Source organism: Microcoleus sp. w1-18aA5 (assembly GCF_036701705.1).
Lineage (GTDB): Bacteria > Cyanobacteriota > Cyanobacteriia > Cyanobacteriales > Microcoleaceae > Microcoleus.
In genome coordinates this window covers 55,030-68,418 of sequence record NZ_JAUPTE010000031.1, presented here as the reverse complement: position 1 = coordinate 68,418, position 13,389 = coordinate 55,030, and the positions used below count along the sequence as shown (strand labels likewise).

Below are 13,389 nucleotides of genomic sequence, written 5' to 3'. Positions count from 1 at the left end.
CATTAGTCATTAGTCATTAGTCATTAGTCATTAGTCATTAGTCATTAGTCATTAGTCATTAGTCATTAGTCATTAGCAACCAATACAAGACTAAATATCATTTTTACTGACTCCTGACTCCTGACTCCTGACTACTAATTTCTGACTCCTGACTTATAGCTCCTAACAACTGCCAACTGCCAACAGTCAACAGACTAATTTGGAGGAAATAAAATGTTTTCAGAAGATGCCAAAGAATTAGGTCACGCTCCTAACGAAATAGGTGAAGTCTATGGGGGCGTAGCTTCTAGGCAAGAAAACGAAACCAGAAAAAAAGACCGATCTTTAGAAGTTGTCGAATCTCAAAATCGCTCTTCTCAAACTCATGACGGTATCAATATTGCAAAATTACAGTTACGGCAGCCTGATGCCAATAATTGGTCTACTTCTTTGCACTCGGTACTCGACCAGCCACCAGTATCTTTTCCGCAGCGGTTGATATTAGGAGGAATGGTTTTTTCCGTAGCTTTTGGAACGTGGGCAACTTTGGGAAAAATTGACGAGGTTGGTCATGCTCAGGGCAAATTAGTTCCCAAAGGCGCTGTTTACAAAATTCACCCTACGGAGACGGGAAAAATTATTAACCTCGCTATCAAAGAAGGTCAAAAAATCAAAGCTGGACAATTATTGGCCGAATTAGACCCGTCGAATGCTCAGAGCGAGGTGGAGCGTCTTGATAAAATTCTGGACTCTTATCGGATTCAATTGGTGCAAGAGATGAGTTCGATCGAGAGAACTAAACTGGAAGTTGAAGCGAGCCAAGCTATTGCTGCTGCAGACCAGCGGGGGGCTGAAGCTGCGATCGCCCGTGCTCGCGCTTCAGCGGCCACCACGCAGTCTCAAATCGAGCAATTGCAAGCAGATTTAGTGTCTCAGCAAGCGCGTAAGCAACAGCTCAAACCTCTGGAAAAGAATGTGCAAGACTTGCTCTCGCAACTGAAAACAGATATTAACTCCCAGCAAGGGCGGCGCGATCAGGTGAAACCATTGCAACGAAAGACTCAAGAATTGCTGGGTCAATTGCAAGCAAAAGTAGCCGCTCACAAAGAGCGGATCGCGCGTCTCAAACCTTTGGTAGATGAAGGAGCTCTGTCAAAAGACGTATTGTTTCAAGCTGAGGAAGCTCTGCGAGAAAGCGAAAATGCGGTGATTAGAAGCCAGTTGGGGGAGACAACTCAGGCTGACGATCGCGCCTTTGAAGTCGAGCAAACCGTTCGCGACAGGCAAAGTGCTGCCATTAGGAGTCAACTGTCTGATGCAACTGGGGTTAAGGAAAGGTTGTTTGAAGTCGAGCAAAATTTGCGCGATCGAACTAGCGCCATTTCTAGATCTCAAGGTGAATTAGCCCAACAACTGGCAGAAGTCGATCGACTGCAAGCCGAAGCCGCCAGCAAACAAGCCGCAGCGCGCCAAATGCAGTTAGAAAAAGAGCAAAAAATTCAGCAGTTGGAAATGCAATTAAATCAAGTCAAATCCAAAATTGCCGAAACCCAAACCCTGCTCGATCAAGCAAAAAATAAGCTCAAACAAAGATTTCTCTACGCACCCGTCAGCGGAGTGATTTCCGCACTCAACATTCACAACACCGGCGAAGTAGTTCAACCGGGTCAAACTATTGCAGAAATGACTCCGAATCACGCTCCGCTAGTGCTGGAAGTCAGTTTGCCGAACCGAGAAGCGGGATTTGTCAAAACCGGAATGCCGGTGCAAGTCAAATTCGATGCTTTTCCTTATCAAAATTACGGCGTGATTCCGGGAAAAGTTTTATCTATTTCGCCCGATGCCAAAACAGACGAGCGATTGGGTGTTTTTTACCGGGTGGAAGTGAGTATCGATCGAGACTCAGTGAAAGCCAAAAACCAAACCTGGAAACTCAAAGCTGGCCAAACAGCTACTGCGAAAATTGTCATTCGCCAGCGCAGCATAGCCGACATTTTGCTTGACCCTCTCAAGCAGCTACAAAAGGGCGGCATGAGTTTGTAGAACGTTAGTTAAGTGGTTGTTGTCCTTTGTCACTCTCTATACACAAAACAGGATAAAACAATGAATTCCCAATTTCACCATTCTGCCAATCATTCTCAAATTGGAATCAAACCAGAACAATTGGATGAGATAATTTCAGCCATCCTGGCAGGAAAGTATTCTTGGGCTTGTTTTTTACTTTTGCGGTGCACGGGTTACAATCCTCTGGACTATATCCCTTACCGTACTTCCAACCGCTTGCTTAAGGAAAACAGTCAAATCAGCAAGTCGAGTAAATCCGAAACTAAGCCTGCATTGGGGAAAATTGCGGATTTAGATTATGTGGAAGTGGTGAGGGAAAAACGAGCCGGAGTTCGAGGGGGTGATGCAATTCCGATGGGTAGCGAGTTGCACTCAGATACCGCAGGTTTTGTAGCTGAAGTCGCAGGCGCAGGTTCACATATCTCGGCGCCGGGGGTTGATGTTCACAATCAAGGATTTTGGGCTGGATGTAAGACGCGCTGGTTTAATTGGGCGGGTAAGTAATTTAGTCGATTGACCGACAACCCGATTGCGGGCGTTGGGTGTACCAATTTTTTGGTTGACTCACCGCGGGCGATCGGGTTTTTGAGTATCTAACATCCGCGCTTTCGATAAATCTGCCAAAATGGCAACCTTAGCCAAATTAATTACTTTATACTCAGAAACCCGATTTTAGCTATTGTGAATTTATCCTGCTTTGCGATCGAGTCTAATACAGTTATTCCTCTATTTCGGCAATGCCCGTCCTACTCAAGTTGATTGAGTAGCCTACCTTTTACGTTTTCAGTACCTGTCAAAATTAATCTGCCAAAATGGCAACACAGGTCTGATTAGCCTAGCTATATTAAATACAGAACAACCAAAGGTTGCTTCTAGCAAAAAACTCACAAGGAAAAAGGAGAAAAGCCATGATTATTTCCGATCTGAACTACTTGGAAACTGCTGAAACTTCTGATGTAGTTGGTGGTATCTTTTTCGGCCGCCTCAACTCCCGTGTCAAAGCCGAACTCGATGTTAAGGAACGTTTTGACGTTGACAAGATTTACACGCAATTTGTTGACATCAAGAACAATCTAGCGACAGCTCAATCTGAAGCTTTTGGGAAAAACACCTCGACCCAAATCTTTACTACTGTTGTAGAAGGTGAGTATTCTGCTTCCACTGGATTTTCTGCAGCTAGCTAGCATATAACTCCAATTCATCAAGTCACTTGGCAATTGGAATAAGTAGGTGGGCAGGAACAATTCTAACTATGTGGTTTCTAGTAGGGCTTCATTGCTCAAGCCCTACTAATAACTTAATACATAGACTTGAGGTTTTATTACAGAGTTGGGTTGATTCTGACCGCCTTACTTAGGTAATTTACGTAGTTGATTAATTTGCTTTTAAACAAGTAATCAACTGACGAGATCTATTTTCAAATAGAGCCGTAAGTGATTACCATTTACGACTTACAGATTTAGGATTTATCCAATTTTTTTATAATCAATAAAAATCGGTGTTCAACCCATGGCTGACTCTAAACTTGTTGTCAAACGCATAGTCTCACCCGATGGTAAAGTTATTGCTGAGGCGAAAAGCGTAATCGAAGCATCTGGCGATGATCGAGGTGAAATTAGTCAAAGCATTTCTGTAAAGGTTTCATCTGCTAATAGCTCCAGTGGTTACGCCAAATCGAGTTATAGTAGTTCTTCTTCATCGAGTTTTAGCAGCACTTCATCAACATCTAGTTGCTCTAGTATATCTTCAATTTAAAATGAATTGAGTCTGCTAAAAACTTCTCGTGATCCTGCCATGAAATATTGCTTAATCATCTCTGACTTAAGTTATTTAGAACCCATTAACGAAAGCGAAAGCACAGTTGTACAAGGTGGTAGCAATGTTTACGCTGATACATTCGCCACAACAACAGCCGAGCCTGGATATGCGATAGCTGTTGCAGGTGGACTAGCTATTGGTAATGAAACTTATACAAATGCTGTAACCAACACAACGGTTAAAGACTTGGGTAGTCTTGAGTATAGTAGAGCCAATTCAACAGCCAGAGCCTATGCAAGGACTGGAAACCAAAGTGCTTCATCTACAATTCGCAGTACTTCTATTTCATTTTTTGGGCGTTAATAGTCTCACCCGATAGGAAGATGATCGATAATACTGGGTTTCAGAAATCCTCTCAGGAGGATTAGGAATATTTAGTCTTAACCGACAAATATGGGAGTATAATTGGTGAGGAAAAAATTATATGCAGAGTGAGAAAATTGATAATTTTGAAACATTTAAGAAAATCAGAGAAAATTGAGATTCTGTATACGCCGCAGATCATCAGGCTCACTTCTTCTTATCCTGGATTTGGTTATCTGGATGGTTGCAGAGGGTTCATGAGCCGTGGTTCCTATTAGCTGCAAAACCAGATACCAAAAAAGATTCATCCTATGTTGCTTTTTTCCCTCTAAAAACTTTATTAGCCCACCAGGATGGAGGGGGCTTTGAAACTGAAATCTGCATGGCAGGAAATAGTATAGCAGATTACACAGGACTTATTTGCCTGCCTGGTTATGAAGAAGAGGTAATTCCTGCTTTTGCTGCTTACATCCAGCAAAAGTTAGTACAGATACACGGATGTCTCTCTTCTTGAGTAATTTTTCTGCCGATAGTTTTGAACTCAGTCAACTCCGCATTCAAAGTGTGAATGAAGAAGAACCCGATATTTATCTTGCTCCTTATGTTTCATTACCAGATGACTGGGATCAATATCTGCAAAACTACGTCGGTGTCAATACCAGGGCGATCGCCCTGCACCTGCCATGAGTCCGCATCCCTTTGATCGCGATCATATTCAAATCGGCCAAATCCGTCGCCTTCCAGGCTGATGCAAGCCCCTCCAACCGCCGTTCCAAGTCCCCTCCCATCCGCTCAACCACAGTCATCAAACTGTTGCCAAACCCCGCTCTGTTAATCACAATTCAGGAACGGGAGCAGCGGTGTGTCATCGGTTCTCAACACCAGCAAGCGCGCGCCCGGATACAAAGAGTATAAAAATTGAAAACAGGCGTAAGTCTGATAATTTCAAACAAATCTGCCAAATTGGCAACATACCTCTAATTAGTCCAGATATATTTAGGCAAATCGAAATAAAACACGGTTTTTGCTCATCTTTAGCAGTCCGCCCTAATATTTTTTCAGTACGGGCGAGTGCAAGGAAGGTGCAGTTTAAATTTATACAAGCCTTTTGAGAGTGATGGTGATGGCTAAATCAAATGCCATTGGCAATCAGTACCGATCGCCCAGATTGGTGTTGGTAACAGTGTTGTCCCGTCCTACTTTCGGAATAGACCAAGGTTCATTTATGAAAAACATTTCGGTCTTTAGTGTGAAGTCAAGAGCAATTGCTTCACACTTTTTAAAATTATACATTTGCATTCATTGAAATGCGGAGTGTCGGCGATCGTGCAAGTGCTTTTCGTGTTGATAGGTCAAAGGAGATAAATCGCGATGCCTCCATTAGATTTATTAGCTCCTGATCCCTTAAATAATATTGTTGGAAACAGCAATAGTTTAAACACCTTGTATTCGTTGGCGAATAACCCTGGTGGTGGCAGCAGCAGTTCCAACAAGTCTAGTTCCTTTGTAGATAGCAGCGGTGCAGGCAGTACCAGCAGCGCGAGAGCAACTTCCCCGACGGGAAGTAGTACAAGTAGTGAGACTGCTTACGCTGTGGGGGCTACATCTAGCAGTGGCAGCGCGACAGCGAGTGCTTCCACAGTGGCGCCCCCAACTACTAACGCCACAGCGCCAGCACCTACGCCCACACCCATACTGTCAAATAATGACGGTGCAATGCTCACCCCGCTAACTGGCGGCACTTCTAGCAATTCAAGTCCTTCCAATTTCTCTCTAGACGGTACGGGTACTGGCGACGAGAGTACGACAATTTCTGATCCCACAAATAACAGTAACAGCAATAATTCGATCGCACTTCCCGGTAACAATGCCAACAGCAATGCTGAGACAACACCGCCTCCTGAAATTACCGCCCCAGACAATAATCCTGCGGTATTAACTGTCACCTACGACAGTAACGGCGACGGATATTGGCGGGGCACCAGCGATAGAGATGTCATTACTTGCGGTAGCGGGAGTGATCAAATTTTCGCAGGAAGTGGCGACGATATTGTCCAAGCTAACAGAGGTGATGATGCGATCGATGGAGGCGATGGAAACGACACTTTGCGGGGAGGGAAAGGTCAAGATTTGCTGATTGGTGGCAACGGCGACGATTTTCTTTGTGGCGACTTCGGCACCGATACATTGATTGGAGGTAGCGGCGCTGATACCTTTGCATTTCAACCCGAAACAGCGAGTGCAGCAGCTAATCCATTTTTAGCCGATCGAGTCGTTGATTTCAATCCCGCTCAAGGCGATCGAATTGGGCTAATAGGGGGACTTTCGGTAACAGACTTGACACTCGTCGCGTTTGATACTGATGGTGACGGTACGATAGACGCCACTCTGCTCAAGTTTAGTTCCAATAATGGCGATCGAATTTTAGCTGTTGTTTTGGGAACAGTTAACGCAGCGGGTGCAACAACTTTGAGCAATGCTGATTTTATTAGTTTGCCAAATGACATCTTGTAGCTAACCGTTAACCGTTAACCCCAACTACCCCGCAGGAAGCGTCGGGGGATGAACTTAATAAAGTCATATAGGTGGAGAGAGAAAGATGAAGGACTTTTACGGGCCATTGATTGAAGCAAGTGAAATCATTGAACTACTCAGACAAGAGCAGCAAATAAAGACATTTAGTCAAAAGGTTTTGCAGAAAAAAGTTATTGAGAAAGCAGCCCTGGAACGGGGGTTAACTGTGACTCCCGACGAAATTCAAGCTGTGGGCGACCAACTCCGCCGCGAGAAGCGTTTGGAGAAAGCGGCGGATACGATTGCTTGGCTGGTCGATCAGATGATTTCGGTAGAAGATTTAGAAGCCGGAATTTGCGATCGGCTCCTCAGCCAAAAACTAGCCGAACACTTGTTCAGCAAAGAAGTAGAAAAGATTTTTATTCAAAACAAATTGCAATTCGACCAAATAATTCTTTATCAAATAGTTGTTGCAAACCCCCAGCTTGCTCAGGAACTATTTTATCAAATTCAAGAAGGAGAAATCAGCTTTTTTGATGCTGCTCATCTTTACGACATTGACGAAAATAGCCGGCATTTATGCGGTTGCAAAGGCAAGGTTTATCGGTGGGGTTTAAAACCAGACATAGCCGTCGCCGTATTTAGCGCTAAACCCGGAGAAGTAATTCGTCCAATTGAAACAGAGCTAGGATATCACTTGTTCCTGGTTGAAAAGTTTCTCCCGGCGGAATTAACCCCTGAACGGTATCAAGAAATATTGCACAATCTGTTTAACGAATGGTTAGCTAACGAAGTCAACTATTTATTGTACACTGCTAAAGTTTAGAAACTTACTTTCTCGCCCTCAAAAACCCCTCTATATAATTTTCCCAACACCAAATACCATGCTAAAATTTAGGGTGTTTATGGCTGCACAGAGACACTTAATATCGTTTCCGGCTGCATCAATATAATTCAATCATTGGAGCGGGGCGTAAGTGTAAAGAGTCTCCTGCGTGTGGATTTAAAGATTAATCTCTCTCACTCTACTACTTATATAAAAAGTGGTTTGACTAGGGTAGTTATACCTCAATAAGGTTCAGTTAAAAAGGTAATTTCTCGCCCTCCTCACTCACTAAAATTGAGAACAGAAGAAAGTCTCGACGATTGCTTCTTACCCTCGCAACGGCACGAACCATAGCGAACAATGAGACGGTTAGCCAACTCAAGCTTACTGACTTATAGCAATTTAAAAATTACTTTTGAAATTTGAGTTTTGCCAACCCCACATCTGCCAGCTAGCACAGCCAAATGGAAAAAATATATCGGTTAAAAACGCTACTTTAATATATTATCCCCAAAAGCTAATTTATTTATTATCATTTGTCCCTCCTATCTATTAATTATCTGCGCCCACCAGCGTTCATCAGCCTACATCGGCGGTTAAAAACCTACATAATTTTGCCGCCACCAAGCCCGCACAAACTTAATCTCCTCAAAAGTATAACGTTCTTCCAAAAAATCATAAATTGCTCTCAGTTTTTCATCTCCCATAACTTCAATAGCGTACACTATCGCCTGCTGGCGTTCCGATTCAACCAACAAATTTATATCAACTTCCCTGCCCATTTCCATCAATTCTATCAGATGCCCAGAAATAGTATTAGGACTCATCCCCCGCGCATTCGCTATTCCTTGAACTGTCAAACCTTGTCGGTATAATTCCCAGGTTTGCATCTGCGAATAAGACGCAACGTTGGAAAGATTGGGAAGATTAGCGACCTCAGAAGATGCAGCACTACTTGACAATCCTTGTTCTTGGCAAAAATTGCGAATTGCCTCCAAGAAAACTTTACCGTACTTATTTCGCTTGTTGCTACCAACGCCGTAAACTTCCTCGAACTCGGTGAGATTTTGTGGGCGTTTTTCTGCCATATCTCGCAAGCTTTTATCGGCAAAAACTACGTAAGGTGGTACAAATTGTTCGTCGGCAATTTGTTTGCGTAGTGTCCGCAGTATGGCAAATAAACCTTCTACTTCTACTGCCAAAGACCGAACTTTACCCTGTACTTCTCGCTGGGGTTCAATGGCGATTTCAACTATGCGCTGACGTTTCATGATTTCCCAACTTTTTTCATTCAGTTTCAAAATGGGAAACCCGTCTGTTCTTTCCTCTAAAAAACCTTGATTTAACAGCGAACGACTCAACTTTTTCCATTCCTCAGCACTTCTATCTTTGCCAATTCCGTAAGTAGAAAGTTGGTTGTGCTGGTATTGCAATATTTTTTGATTTTTTGAACCGCGCAGCACGTCAATAATGTGATTCATGCCGAATTTTTCTTGGCATCTGGCGACGCAAGATAGAAATTTCATTGCCTCAATCGTCCAATCTTCTACTGGTTTTTGGTTGCAACAGTTATCGCAAGTACCGCAGTTTCCGGGGAATGAATCGCCAAAATAACTTAACTGGATTGTGCGACGGCAATCGCTGGATTCTGCATAGTTGATTACTCGACGTAATTGTTGGCGGGCAATTCGTTGTTCTTGCGGATCTGGTTTTTGCTCGATGATGTATTCGATGGTTTTGACATCGCCGTAGCCGTAAAATAAGCTGCAATGGGCGGGTTCGTTGTCTCGGCCTGCGCGGCCGGATTCTTGATAGTATCCTTCGAGATTCTTGGGTAAGTCGTAGTGAATTACAAACCGCACGTCGGGTTTGTTAATTCCCATGCCAAAGGCTACTGTGGCTACCATTACTTGCACGTCGTCGCGAATGAAGCGGGTTTGATTGGTTGCGCGATCGACATCGTTCATGCCGGCGTGGTAGGGTAAGGCTTGGATGCCGCTTTGTTGCAATTTATAGGCAACTTCGTCAACTTTTTTGCGGCTGAGGCAATAGATAATTCCCGAACCGCCTTTTTTTTGGATAATTTGCAAAACTTCGGCAAAACTGTGCTTAGTTTTGGGGCGAACTTCGTAGTATAAATTGGGACGGTTGAAACTGGCGACGTGGATGTAGGGATTTCGCAGAGTTAGCTGCTGGATAATGTCTTGGCGGACGCGCTCGGTGGCGGTGGCGGTTAGTCCCATAATGGGAATGTCGGGATATCGATCGCGCACTCGCTGCATTTGCCTGTATTCTGGTCGAAAGTCGTGCCCCCATTCCGAAACGCAGTGGGCTTCGTCGATCGCAAATGCCGAAATTCCTAACTTATTTGCTACTATATCTAAAAATGGTAAAAATCTCTCACCCAGCAAGCGTTCGGGTGCAACATAAAGCAATTTAATCTTACCTTCGAGAATCGCAGTTTCGCGCGATCGGGTTTCCTGACTGCTCAAAGTGCTGTTGAGAAAAGTCGCCCCAATTCCATTATCCTGCAAAGCTTCCACCTGGTCTTGCATCAGAGCAATTAACGGTGAAACAACCACTGTCAATCCCGGTTTCAACAGTGCCGGTAATTGAAAACACAAAGACTTGCCACCACCCGTCGGCATGACAATCATCATATCCCGTTTTTGTAAAGCAGCTTCGACAATTTCCTGCTGTCCCGGACGGAAAGAGTCATAGCCAAAAAAATGTTTAAGAGCTTGTTCCAGGGACAGTGGCACAGAAGATATTGGCGGATGAGACGCTGGCATTTGCAGTAGTTGGTTGTTGGCTTCTCAACTATTCTATGCCTTTTGAGCACAAATACAGTTACAATAATTGAGAATCTCAATTTAAGCAGAAAAACTGATGCCGAAAGCAATTTGGAATGGTGCCGTTTTGGCCGAGAGCGACAAGTGCGAAATTGTAGACAACAACTATTATTTCCCCGCCGATGCCATTAACCGTGAGTATTTCAAGGATAGCAGCACTCACACTACTTGTGGTTGGAAAGGTGTTGCTAGTTACTACAGTGTCGAAGTCGGCGGACAAGTTAATAAAGATGCTGCTTGGTACTATCCTACTCCAAAAGATGCTGCTAAAAATATTGCCGGATATATTGCTTTTTGGAAAGGAGTTAAGGTAGAGGCTTAGGTTTTCTCCGCAGGTTTGTTAGCTGGCGATTCCGACAGGCCGCCAGGGAATTAATTCCCTGGCTCATAGCTGAAGTCGTCTTAAGACGACTGTGGAAATTAGGGAGGAATAACATAAGTTGCGATGAGTTCAAATAGAAATAATATCTAATATCTACTGATAGCGATTGCTCCTCTGATAATTGTCAATCCTTTAAAATATAGGACAGAGCTTAATTAAATTCAATACCATAACCGCTATATTTAACAGTCCTCTTTGAGAGGACTTTCGCTATGAGACGGGGGTTTTGAACCCCCGGCGGACTGTTGGAGAAGCGAAAGCATCCTCAAATTTTAATCTTCCCAAACGGCGACAGCTTCCGAACCCAAACCACGGCGAACAACAATCGGTTCGCTTGCGGTCAAATCGAGAATGGTGGAAACTTGATATCCCGGATCGGAACCGTCATCGACAATGACATCTACTAACTTTGAAAAACAGTCAAAAAGTTCAGCTTTGCCAAAACTTTCTGCTTTTCCTGCTGGCACGGGTGCTGAACCTTCATCATCCGTGGTAATGTGAGCGGATGTTGAAATAATTGGATTTCCCAAGGCTTCCAACAGTGTAAAACAAAGCCGCTGGTCGGGCACGCGAATTCCAGTAGTTTTCCGTTTTGGGTTCATTACCAACCGTGGCACTAACTTGGTAGCTGGCAGCAAAAATGTATAAGGCCCCGGTATTAACCGCTTGATAATTCTGTATGCTTCATCGCTGACGGCAGCATAGTCGGTGATATTTGACAGAGAGGAACAGAGGAATGTTAAAGGCTTATCATTGGATAGTTGCTTGATTTGCCGGACTCGTTCTACCGCAGACTTGGAGTTGATATCGCAGCCGATCGCATAAACTGTATCTGTCGGATAAAGCATCACTGCCCCATCTTTCAGAGCTTTGTTAATTTTCTCTATCCGGTCTCTTTGGGGTGCAACTGGATGCACTTCGTAAATAGTTGCCATGTTAAGATATTGCAGGCTAAGTGGGCGCTCGAAATATCGAGTGAAACAATCAATGTTGAAAATTAATTGTTAACAATGAATAAAATAGCTTATTTTGACTGTCCAACCGGCATTGCTGGCGATATGTGCATTGGAGCTCTCATCCACGCTGGCGTTCCTTTAGACTACCTAATCGAAAAACTCAATTTGCTCGGCATTTCGACAGAGTACCAGTTGCGGACGGAATTAGTCCACCGGAATACTCAACAAGCCACTAAATTTTATGTCGATTTAGCTGCGGATTTGTCGTTAAAACCCAAAAATCCCGCTACCGAACTCGATCCCTCGGAAACCGAATCCCCGACTTTTGACGCCCGCCACCACCATCATCACGGGGAAGAACATTCTCACAGTCACGGCGAAGCAGATGCAGAAATTAGTCACACTCATCACCGCAATTTACCCGAAATTGAGCAAATCATCGTCTCTGCAAAATTGCCTCCGCGCGTGGAAGCTTGGAGTTTGGCCGTATTTGGCAAATTAGCAGAGGCAGAAGGTGCCGTACACGGTATCCCCGCAAGCGAGGTTCACTTTCACGAGGTGGGGGCAACCGATGCAATTATTGATATTGTCGCTACTTGTTTGGGTTTGGATTGGTTGGATATTCAGGAGTTTTACTTTTCGGCGATGCCGACTGGTGGCGGTACGGTGAAGGCTGCACACGGCAGATTAGCGGTGCCGACGCCGGCGGTGATGCGGTTGTGGGAAACGCACCGAGTGCCGGTTTACAGCAACGGGATCGATCGCGAATTGTGTACTCCTACGGGAACTGCGATCGCCTGTACTCTCGCCTCTGCTTTCGGCCCGCCACCGCCGATGCAAATTCAGGCGATCGGTTTGGGTGCAGGTTCTCGAAATCTGGCAATTCCTAATATTTTGCGCCTCTGGATTGGGGAGAAGTCAGAAAGAAGTTCGGCAACGGATTCTGTAACGGATGTAACGGATAGAAGAAATAGGGAAGAAGGAAGTTCGGCAACGGATTCTGTAACTGATAGAAGAAATAGGGAAGAAGGAAGAGAGAAGTTTTTAAACAATTCCCCATTCCCGATGCCCAATGCCCAATTCCCAATGCCCAATTCCATAGAAACTATTACGGTGTTGGAAACGCAAATTGATGATTTGAGTCCGCAGGCGATCGGCTATGTTTTTGATGCTTTGTTTGCCGCCGGAGCTCTGGATGTTTTCACTGCCCCAATTGTGATGAAAAAGTCGCGGCTGGGGGTTTTGTTAACTGCGATTTGTCATCCAGAATTTGAGGATGCTTGCGAAGCTGTGATCTTTCGCGAGACTACTACTCTGGGGATTAGGCGATCGACTCAACAAAGAACGATTTTGCACCGAGAAATCCAGACAGTTCAAACAGAATACGGCGAAGTTAAGATAAAAGTTGCGAAGTCTGGAGAAACGATTGTTAATGTACAGCCGGAATACGAAGATTGCGCGGAAATTGCCCGACTTAAAAATATTAGCTGGCGGGAAGTTCACCGCTTGGCGCTGCAAAGTTGGTACGATCGCACTTAATCAATTACAGTGGCTTACAAGAGGAATTTAGTCCCTGACAGGCTGACAACCCGTCAGACTCAGCAGGCTTGAGGAATATCTAAATCAGAGGAATCCAAACCTCTGATATCGGCTTTAAGATGGCGAGGTAAATTCAGCTTTTCCGTCAATTCAGAC

The 13,389-nt window shown here is 44.4% G+C and carries 11 protein-coding genes; 9 read left to right on the top strand and 2 right to left on the bottom strand.

The genetic code is table 11. The features are described 5' to 3' along the window. The first annotated feature begins 213 nt into the window (after nucleotides 1-213). The 7 genes from Q5691_RS13735 (at nucleotide 214) to Q5691_RS13705 (ending at nucleotide 7,504) form a co-directional block, all read left to right on the top strand. Nucleotides 214-2,022, top strand: a complete 1,809-nt coding sequence (locus tag Q5691_RS13735; RefSeq protein ID WP_333308959.1) for an HlyD family efflux transporter periplasmic adaptor subunit — start codon at nucleotides 214-216, stop codon at nucleotides 2,020-2,022. Between the two features lie 60 nt (nucleotides 2,023-2,082). Then, complete coding sequence (locus tag Q5691_RS13730) at nucleotides 2,083-2,547, top strand: HetP family heterocyst commitment protein (protein ID WP_333212837.1); 465 nt, start codon at nucleotides 2,083-2,085, stop codon at nucleotides 2,545-2,547. Nucleotides 2,548-2,951: 404 nt separating this feature from the next. After that, nucleotides 2,952-3,227, top strand: coding sequence for a hypothetical protein (locus Q5691_RS13725; protein ID WP_333212835.1), 276 nt, complete (start codon nucleotides 2,952-2,954; stop codon nucleotides 3,225-3,227). Between the two features lie 610 nt (nucleotides 3,228-3,837). After that, nucleotides 3,838-4,164, top strand: coding sequence for a TonB-dependent receptor (locus Q5691_RS13720; RefSeq protein WP_333345232.1), 327 nt, complete (start codon nucleotides 3,838-3,840; stop codon nucleotides 4,162-4,164). A 498-nt stretch (nucleotides 4,165-4,662) separates the two neighbouring features. Continuing rightward, on the top strand, nucleotides 4,663-4,851 hold the full coding sequence (locus Q5691_RS13715; RefSeq protein WP_333308955.1) for a hypothetical protein: 189 nt from the start codon (nucleotides 4,663-4,665) through the stop codon (nucleotides 4,849-4,851). A gap of 684 nt (nucleotides 4,852-5,535) precedes the next feature. Beyond that, nucleotides 5,536-6,678, top strand: coding sequence for a hypothetical protein (locus Q5691_RS13710; protein ID WP_333345230.1), 1,143 nt, complete (start codon nucleotides 5,536-5,538; stop codon nucleotides 6,676-6,678). Between the two features lie 85 nt (nucleotides 6,679-6,763). Next, the gene (locus tag Q5691_RS13705; protein ID WP_333212827.1) at nucleotides 6,764-7,504 is read left to right on the top strand and encodes a peptidylprolyl isomerase; all 741 of its coding nucleotides are present in this window, start codon (nucleotides 6,764-6,766) and stop codon (nucleotides 7,502-7,504) included. Between the two features lie 596 nt (nucleotides 7,505-8,100). On the opposite strand, the gene recQ is transcribed toward Q5691_RS13705, so the two are convergent. Continuing rightward, nucleotides 8,101-10,296, bottom strand: coding sequence for a DNA helicase RecQ (recQ, locus tag Q5691_RS13700; RefSeq protein WP_333345228.1), 2,196 nt, complete (start codon nucleotides 10,294-10,296; stop codon nucleotides 8,101-8,103). 97 nt (nucleotides 10,297-10,393) lie between these two features. Here recQ and Q5691_RS13695 point away from each other — a divergent pair, with 97 nt between their 5' ends. Next, nucleotides 10,394-10,678, top strand: a complete 285-nt coding sequence (locus Q5691_RS13695; protein WP_190738299.1) for a DUF427 domain-containing protein — start codon at nucleotides 10,394-10,396, stop codon at nucleotides 10,676-10,678. Between the two features lie 332 nt (nucleotides 10,679-11,010). On the opposite strand, the gene Q5691_RS13690 is transcribed toward Q5691_RS13695, so the two are convergent. Continuing rightward, nucleotides 11,011-11,673 (bottom strand): L-threonylcarbamoyladenylate synthase, encoded by a 663-nt coding sequence (locus Q5691_RS13690; RefSeq protein WP_333308947.1) that lies wholly within the window; start codon nucleotides 11,671-11,673, stop codon nucleotides 11,011-11,013. A gap of 75 nt (nucleotides 11,674-11,748) precedes the next feature. On the opposite strand from Q5691_RS13690, the gene larC reads away from it, so the two are divergent. Further along, complete coding sequence (gene larC, locus Q5691_RS13685; protein ID WP_333212821.1) at nucleotides 11,749-13,233, top strand: nickel pincer cofactor biosynthesis protein LarC; 1,485 nt, start codon at nucleotides 11,749-11,751, stop codon at nucleotides 13,231-13,233. Nucleotides 13,234-13,389: the final 156 nt, after the last annotated feature.